3 protein-coding genes are annotated in these 3,553 nt (G+C 70.3%); 1 reads left to right on the top strand and 2 read right to left on the bottom strand.

The annotated features are described in order from the left end of the window. The first annotated feature begins 512 nt into the window (after positions 1–512). Positions 513–1,220 (top strand): ComF family protein, encoded by a 708-nt coding sequence (locus tag GORHZ_RS26445; RefSeq protein WP_040533647.1) that lies wholly within the window; start codon positions 513–515, stop codon positions 1,218–1,220. A gap of 44 nt (positions 1,221–1,264) precedes the next feature. On the opposite strand, the gene lpqB is transcribed toward GORHZ_RS26445, so the two are convergent. Both lpqB and GORHZ_RS31845 read right to left on the bottom strand, forming a co-directional pair. Beyond that, positions 1,265–3,055, bottom strand: a complete 1,791-nt coding sequence (lpqB, locus tag GORHZ_RS26440; protein ID WP_083877448.1) for an MtrAB system accessory lipoprotein LpqB — start codon at positions 3,053–3,055, stop codon at positions 1,265–1,267. After that, positions 3,024–3,553: ATP-binding protein (locus GORHZ_RS31845; protein ID WP_006338548.1), on the bottom strand; the 530-nt coding region annotated here is incomplete at its 5' end. The genes lpqB and GORHZ_RS31845, both read right to left, overlap by 32 nt.

The raw sequence follows: 3,553 nt of genomic DNA, 5'->3' as shown, positions 1-3,553 counted from the left end.
TGTTGACATGTACAACTACCTCCTTCAAATGGTCCTCCGTTGACGCCGAACCTGCAGGGCGGCAACCGATCTGGACCCCAGGGATGGGCGGCATGGTGCCGCGGGGGATGTCGCGTGGCAGCGGCGACGGCTTTCGGTCGGACCGGGGAGTTCCGCGGTGGCCCCGGTGCAGTCGCTCGCCGAGAGTGCAGCGATAGTTTCAGATCCGTTGTCGCACTGACGTCTTCGCGTCAATCCGAGAATCGTGGCCATGCCAGCCGACGGCTGGCACCCAGGAACAGGGACCTCACCTCCTCGGGAAACGCCGCGGTTACCTGTTATGTCTTTGACCGTAGTCGGAAGTTTGCCCAACGGCCACGTTTCGGCGCAAGACATCCGCGTGTCGCCGCAAGTCGGGACGGTGGGCCCGGGCCTGTGGGCCATCGGTCCACAGGCCTAGGATCCGTGCACAGATCCGGCCCGGATGTGCGTCGGTGGCGCCCGGCCGCATTTCGGTCTGGCAGGCTCGGAACATGTCCGCTCGATCGGTGGGCCGCATGGCCGAGAAGGTCGGCGAAATCGTCCGGGCCGGCTCCGATCTCGTCGTTCCGACAACCTGCGGCGGCTGCGCGGAACCGGGGGTGGGTTGGTGCGACGCGTGCGCCTCCTGCCTTGCCGACGACCCGGTGCAGCACCGGCCCCGCGTCGGTGTCGGTGTCGCTGTGTGGGCGCTGGGCCCCTACCGCGGACCGCGCCGCGCCGCGCTGATCGCCGTGAAGGAGCACGGTCGGCGGGATCTGAACGCACCGCTGGGCCGGGCGCTGGCGGGCACCATCGGCACCCTGGCGCGGTGGGGCGAGTTGCCCCCTGCCGACACCCTGACGCTGATCCCGGCGCCGACGCGACGATCCTCGGCCCGACGCCGCGGCGGTGACCCGGTGACCGCGATGGCCCGGGTCGCCGCGACCCGGCTGGGGCCGCGGGTCTCCGTGGCGCCGGTCCTGGTCACGTCCGGCTGGGCGCGTGACTCGGCGGGGCTCGATGCCCGTCGCCGCGTCCGCAACCTGACCGGCGCGATCGCCGTGCGGGGCAGTGCGAGCCGTCTGCGCCGCGAGGTGTCCGGCACCGTCGTCGTCGTCGACGACATCGTCACCACCGGCGCCACCGCCGCGGAATCCGTACGCGTCCTCGCCCGACACGGCGTCGATGTGGGCGCGGTCATCGTCGTGGCGGCCGCCTGACGGAGACGGTCACTGCCTGACCGGGGTCACGGCGGCCACACCGGTCAGGGCAGCACCGGTACGGCGCCCGGTTCCATCGCGGGTTCGACCTCGGTCCAATACTGATCGGGCTGACCGTTGGTGCTGCCGAGCCGCAGCACTCCCCGCGCGTCACCGACGTAGACCGTGTTCGCGTTCGCGACGACCGCGCGGACCGGCGTCGACAGGTTCCCGCTGAGCAATCCGACCGCAGGCGTCCCGTTGATGGACAGCTGCACCACCGGCGTCTCGAGGGAGTCGCGCGCGATCATCAACGTCGTGGGCGACGCCCAGTCCAGCGACACCGCCCTGTTGCCGATGTTGTAGGCGGCGATATAGGGGTTGGACAGCGATACAACCCCCTCGGTGGTTGTCGTGACCACCGCGAACACCACCTGGCCTCCCACGAGCAGCGCGACACGCACCCCGTCGGGACAGACCTGTAATCCGGTGATCGGCCCGTTCGCGACCTTGGCGATCTCCGACGCGTCGACCGTGGTCACCCGGTCGGCCCCGGCGGCCTCGTCGCGCACCCACTGCACCGGACGGCCGTCCACCACCGTCCAGACCGTGTCCGTGTCTCCGCCGAAGGACGGACGGCTGATCGTCGTCCCGGAGATCACGGTCGCCGGCTGCGAGCCATAGGGCCCGATGGCCAGGTCGTAGCGCGGCCCGGCCCCGGAGTGCCGAAGTACCGCGGCCACCCGTTCACCGTCGGCGGAGATGTCCGCGGACTCGACGTCGCGGCTCGTGCCCAGCGGCCCGCCGACGGGAACCGTGCTGGTATCGGTGACCGCGAGCAGCGCTCCGGACTCGATCACGTTCAGGCCGACGTCGGTCGACGGTGTCGCATCCGGGTCGAAGGCCTTCACGTCGGCGAGCTGCCACCCCGAGGCACGTTCGGGGATGAGCGGCGACCCATCGGCGTTGATCACGTACGGCCCCCCAATGTCGGCGGTGTTGAGGGTCCAGATGATCTGTGCGGCTAGTGCTGTGCGGTTGCGTACCGGTGGCGACCCGATGCCGGTCAGTTCGACGCGGACGCCGCCGCCGGAGATCGGCGTGATCGGCCCGCGCAGCTCGGCGCCGTCGGGGAATCCGCTGTCCACCGATCCTTCGAGGTCGGTCGCCGGTCCCGCGATGAGGTGGTTGACCAGGACCGTCGAGTCGGCCGCCTGCCCGGCGTACAGCCAGCGCGGATCCGACACGAGTCGCCGGAGGCTGCGGTCGGTGAAGTAGAGGGTCGCTGCGCGGTAGGTGACATCGAATTGGGCGCGGTCGATCATGGTGCCGCCGGGCAACCGATTGTTGATCCGCCATTGATCGCCGACGCGGACGAGATCGAAGGCCGTCTCCACCCGGCCGGTGGCCGGCAGTAGCTGACCGTTGGACTTCAGCGTTCCGACATTGTCACCGACGAGCCGCAACCGCACCGCATCCTCGCTGCGCTGGTCGACGAACACGCTGATCTCGTCGACCACCACCATGTCGCCACGATCGTCCCACTGCTCCGACGATGACGTGGTCAGGAACTTACGTGCCGCCTCATGCCCCGACGCCGGATCGGCGGTGGCCTTGAGGAAGGCACGAACCAGCGCCTCGGGCTCCATGCCGGCGTGCGGCTCGGGGATCGCCCGGGTCGGACCCTCGTGGGCGAAGGAGGTGATCGGCTGCGGCGACGAGTCGTCGGGGATCGAGCCGCAGGCGCTCATCGTCACAGCCGCCACCACGAGGAGAAGTAGCAGCGTCAGCGCACGCCCGGAGAACCGCCGGTGGGTGGTCCGGTCAATCCGTGACACCGCCACCTCCCCCGACATTGCTCTCGGCAGTCGCGGCGGCATCGCCGTCGGGTGTGGCCGCGGGCGCCACGACGGTGGGTTTCTCCGGTTCCGGCGTCGTGCTCGCTGCCGTGGTGGTCGCCGTCGGCGAGGTCGTGGTCGTGGTGACCGTCGGCGAGGTGGAGGTCGCCGAGGTCGACGTCGTCGTCGTGCTCGCTGAGGTCGCTGAGGTCGCCGGGCGGCCCCCGCCCACCGGTTTGAGCGGCAACGGGCTGCCCAGCACCTTGTGCCCACGCACCAGCGGCAGGGTCAGGCGGAAGCAGGCACCCTTGCCGGGTTCACCCCACGCCTCCAGACGCCCCTGATGCAGTCGCGCATCCTCGATGCTGATGGCCAGTCCCAGCCCCGTGCCGCCCGAGCGTCGGAAGCGTGACGGGTCGGACCGCCAGAACCGGTTGAAGACGAGTTTCTCCTCCCCCGGGCGCAGGCCGATGCCCTGGTCACGCACGGTGATGGCGACCGCGTCCCCGTCCGATC

Source organism: Gordonia rhizosphera NBRC 16068 (assembly GCF_000298195.1).
In the GTDB taxonomy this organism is placed as follows: domain Bacteria; phylum Actinomycetota; class Actinomycetes; order Mycobacteriales; family Mycobacteriaceae; genus Gordonia; species Gordonia rhizosphera.
This window is presented reverse-complemented; position numbering and strand designations above follow the sequence as displayed.

Coding starts and splice junctions, on each gene's coding strand:
- GORHZ_RS26445 (WP_040533647.1), top strand. CDS start 513: ATGTCCGCTCGATCGGTGGGCCGCATGGCCGAGAAGGTCGGCGAAATC.
- lpqB (WP_083877448.1), bottom strand. CDS start 3,055: ATGTCGGGGGAGGTGGCGGTGTCACGGATTGACCGGACCACCCACCGG.